The 4,169-nt window shown below is 68.6% G+C and carries 4 protein-coding genes and 1 pseudogene; all 5 read right to left on the bottom strand.

What is annotated here, in order from left to right; all coding sequences use genetic code 11:
• On the bottom strand, window positions 1-186 hold a 186-nt coding region (locus AC1D01_RS23250; protein WP_477870515.1), incomplete at its 3' end, for a hypothetical protein.
• Window positions 186-1,202, bottom strand: coding sequence for a polysaccharide deacetylase family protein (locus AC1D01_RS23245; RefSeq protein ID WP_477870513.1), 1,017 nt, complete (start codon window positions 1,200-1,202; stop codon window positions 186-188). The genes AC1D01_RS23250 and AC1D01_RS23245, both read right to left, overlap by 1 nt.
• Before the next feature lie 23 nt (window positions 1,203-1,225).
• On the bottom strand, window positions 1,226-2,497 hold the full coding sequence (locus tag AC1D01_RS23240) for an O-antigen ligase family protein (protein WP_477870511.1): 1,272 nt from the start codon (window positions 2,495-2,497) through the stop codon (window positions 1,226-1,228).
• A complete protein-coding gene (locus AC1D01_RS23235) occupies window positions 2,494-3,978 on the bottom strand; it encodes a lipopolysaccharide biosynthesis protein (RefSeq protein ID WP_477870509.1) in 1,485 nt (494 codons plus the stop codon). Before AC1D01_RS23235 ends, AC1D01_RS23240 begins: the two co-directional genes overlap by 4 nt.
• A 10-nt stretch (window positions 3,979-3,988) precedes the next feature.
• Window positions 3,989-4,169: pseudogene (locus AC1D01_RS23230) on the bottom strand (hypothetical protein); the annotation flags it as partial.

Below are 4,169 nucleotides of genomic sequence, written 5' to 3'. Positions count from 1 at the left end.
GCGCTGTGCCAGCGCGGTGATGGCCGGGCCGCCGTCGTCGAGGCAGACGACCGCGCGGCCGCCCAGCGGCCCGACGAGCAGCTCCCAGCCCTCCTGCCAGGGCGGGGTGCTGTGCAGGTCGACCGGTTGCGGCACCGGTTGCGCGACCGATGGCGAGAAAGCCGATGAAGGGGCGGAGGCGGCCATCAGACGAAGATTCCGGGAAAGGTCATGCGGGCCATGAACAGGGGATGCGGGATGTAGCGCTCGACCGCGATGCGCTTGAGCGCGAAGCGGTCGGCGCAGCTCGGGTCGTTGACGCCGTCGATGTAGGCGAGCGCTGCACGGTAGCCGCATTCCTTCGCGATCGCGACGACGCGGTCGTTGAAGGTGTAGGTCTTGCCGACCGGGTAGGCGAGCAGGTCGGCGCGCTGCCCGGTCTCGCGGCGGATCGTCTCGCGCGACTGCGACAGCTCGAAGCGCACGCGGTCTTCGGTCTGCATCGACAGCACCGGGTGCGTGACGGTGTGCGAGCCGAACTCGATGCCGTGCCGCGTCATCTCGCGCACCTGGTCCCAGTCCAGCGCCGAGGTGGGTGCCGCGTCGGCCGGCACGGCGTGGCGCGCGAGCAGCGCCTCCAGCTCCTGCAGCGCGTCGCGGCGGCGCTCGTCGGCCAGGCGCTTCAGCACCGACAGCAAGCGATCGGAGGCGGCACGGCGCGACGCGATGTCGCCGAGTTGCAGCGTCAGGTCGGCCAGCGGCAGCCGCAGCGGGCCGGCGGGCGCGCAGAACAGCAGCGTCGACACGCGGTCGAACCAGAACGGCTCGCGGCTGCCGATGTACTGCGTCGACAGGAAGATCGTCGCCGGCACGTTCATCTCGCGCAGCAGCGGGAAGGCGTGGGTGTAGTTGTCGAGGTGGCCGTCGTCGAAGGTGATCGCGACGCTGCGCGGCGGCAGCGCCTGGCCGCGCTCGATCACGTCCATCGCGTTCGACAGCCCGATCGGGTTCCAGCGCTCGCGCAGGAACGTGAGCTGGCGGCGGAACTCGGCCACGCTTGCGCTGACGAGCTCCGGGTCGGCCGCGAAGCGCGATTCGTCGGCCAGGTCCTGGATGCGGTGGTACGCGAGGATCGTCAGCCCGCTCGGCCCGCTGCGCAGGCGCGCGCGGGTCACCCCGGCCATGTCCAGCCACCTCGCGAGCATTGCCTGTTTGCCGCCCATGGTGTCCCCTCGCTCCGTGACCGCTAGTAGTACCCCATGATGAACACCTTGAAGGCCATGTAGTACGCGACCTGGAAGGCCACGATGAACATGAAGTCCTTGCGGGTGAATCCCACGGGTTGTGTGGTGAAGCGGCCCACTGCGGCCGTCATTCCCAGGAGGAAATACATGATCTCCGTCTCGAGCGAGACGAAGAGCGAGCTGATCAGGTAGCCCGACAGGCTCATCATCACCGCGAGCAGTGCCTGCTTCTCGGTCGGGTCGACCGTCTCGCGCAGCCGCACGATGATGTGCTTGAAGCCCATGTAGATGATCGCGATCCACAGGAACATGCCGGGGAAGCCGGTCTCGCCCATCGCCTCCAGCGCCGAGTTGTGCGCGACCAGCTTGCGGGTGTAGACGGCGAAGTTGCCCTTGCCGACGCCGAACAGCGGGCTCTCCTGCACCATCTGCAGGCCCATCGCCCACATCTCGACGCGGCCCTGCGCCGAGTTGTTGGCGTCCTTGGTCTCGGTCAGGTACGACGGCGCCGCGGCCAGCGCGATGCCACCGCAGGCCGCCGCGATCACCAGCTTGCCCAGGCTGATCCTGAAGCGCGAGACGATGAACATGCCGACCATCGCCGCGGTGGCCAGGATGCCGCCGCGCGAGCCGGTGTAGAAGGCCGCGAGCAACAGCGGGAAGGTCAGCCCGACGGCGGCGACCAGGCGCAGCCACAGCGCGTACGGGCTCACCATGTACTGGAACGCGAACGGCGCGGCGGCGGTGAACATCACGCAGAACACGCCCGGGCCGTCGAAGATGCCGATCCAGCGGATGCGCGACTTCAGGCCGATCGACGAGGCCGAGCCGTCGATCCACGCATAGCTCTGCCCCGCCCAGCCGATGCCCTCGGGGTTGTTCATGTGCTGGATGCCCTCGATCGCGATCAGCAGCGCGAGCGCGATCAGCGCATAGCCGGTGCGCTTCAGGTCGGTCACGTCGCTGATGGTCGCGCTGACGAGGCGGTACACCAGGAACAGCTTCGCGTAATAGACGAGGTAGAACTGGCCGATGTCGGTGAGCCCGGCGACCATCACGCTGAGGAAGATCCACACGTACATCAGCAGGAAGAAATAGTCCTGCGTGCGCAAGCGGAACACCTCGCCGAGCCGGCCGCGCGACGCGAGCACCAGGATCCACATCGGGTAGACGATGTAATCGACGCGCAGCCCGAGCAGCGGCGACCACCACAGCTGCGGCGCGACGAGCAGGCTGCCGAGGAACAGCCAGATCGGGAGGACGGCGAAGCTCATGCCGCCGCCCCGGAAGGCCTGCCGAGCCGCTGCATCAGCTTCGCGCGCGCCGCGGCCAGCTCGGCCGGCTCGATCACGCGCGTCGCGACGATGCCGACCAGGAACGCGGCGCCGAGCACGAAGCGCAGCGGCAGGCTCCACAGCAGCGGCAGCTGGTCGGCCGCCTGGCCGGCGATCGCGACGGCGACCACCAGCGCGAGCAGCATGGCGAGCTTGCGCCATTCATAGTGCACCGGGAAGTGGCGCTGGCTGATGCGGTCGGTCATCACCAGCGAGACGATCGAGACGCCGAGCACCGTCAGGCAGGCGCCGAGGATGCCGAAAGCCCAGATCAGCGGCACGCCCAGCGCCAGCCCGACGAGGCAGGCGGCGAGCGCGATGTGGAAGATGCTGCTCGACTTCTTCTGGTAGTAGATGCCGGTCTGCAGCGGGTAGGTCAGCACCTGCAGCACCGCGGCCAGCACCAGCCACGGCAGGTAGCGCGCGGCGCTCCAGTAGGCGGGTGCGGCGATCAGGCGCAGCGCGTCGCCGGCGAACAGCACGATGGCCAGTCCGATCAGCGACAGGATCACGGCCAGGTAGCGCACCACCTGGGCCTGGATGATGCCGGCGTCGTCGCGCTCCATGATCGTGAAGCGGAAGGCACCGTAGGCCCGGTTGATCGGCTCGCCGACCAGGTCGGACGCGAGCTTCGACAGCTTCAGTGCGAGCGCATAGATGCCCAGCGCCTCCAGCGACACCAGCGACTGCAGCAGGAAGCGGTCGGCGGTGCCCGCGACGATGCCCACCATCGTGGTCCACAGCAGCGGCAGGCTGTAGCGCAGCACCGGCATCAGCTTGGCCCATTCGAAGCGCAGCCCGCACTCGCGCAGCGTCACCCACGACAGCACCGCGAAGCCGAGCGCGACGGTCAGGCAGTTGCCGGCCATCACGCCCTCGACGCCGGCGTTGAAGTGCATCAGCGCGATCGAGTTGGCGATCACCTGCACCACCAGCTTCACGAACGAGACGACGATGAACAGCATCGAGCGCTCGACCGCGCGCACGTAGGCGAGGCCGACCTGCGAGGCGAGCTCGAACACGATGGTGGCGAGCATCCACTGGAAGGCCCGGCCGAGCGACTGGCCGTTGAACAGCCAGGCGGCGATCGGGTTGGCGAACAGCGAGACCACCAGCACGCCGATGATCGAGATGACCAGCGAGGCCATCAGGTTGGTGCTGACCACCGAGCGGCGGTCGGCCGCGTCCTTGTAGTCGAAGTAGAAGCGCAGCGTGGCATGGGCGATGCCGACGCCCAGCACGCCCGACACGACGGTGGACACCAGGTACAGCGTCTCCAGCGTGCCGTACTCGGCCGGCGACAGCAGCCGGGTGTAGATCGGCAGCAGCAGGAAGGCGCCGACGCGGTTCAGCGCATTCCCGATGGCATAGATGCCCGAGTGCTTGAAGAAGCGGCCGACTTCCCTGGAGGTGGAGGACATGGGGAACGGCTCAGGTGGCGACGGCCGCGTGCACGGCGGGCGCGGCGGCCTGCGGCATCGGCACCCGCTTGCTCCAGCGGATGGCCGGCAGCTCGACGGCGCGCCAGAGGATCCACGCGGCGATGACGCTCGCGGCGATGCCGCAGGCCATGTACAGCAGGCCCAATGGCACGGACGGGTGGTCGCCGAAC

It is taken from the genome of Rhizobacter sp. P3_B12, from assembly GCF_056402895.1.
This window is presented reverse-complemented; position numbering and strand designations above follow the sequence as displayed.

Coding starts and splice junctions, on each gene's coding strand:
- AC1D01_RS23245 (WP_477870513.1), bottom strand. CDS start 1,202: ATGGGCGGCAAACAGGCAATGCTCGCGAGGTGGCTGGACATGGCCGGG.
- AC1D01_RS23240 (WP_477870511.1), bottom strand. CDS start 2,497: ATGAGCTTCGCCGTCCTCCCGATCTGGCTGTTCCTCGGCAGCCTGCTC.
- AC1D01_RS23235 (WP_477870509.1), bottom strand. CDS start 3,978: ATGTCCTCCACCTCCAGGGAAGTCGGCCGCTTCTTCAAGCACTCGGGC.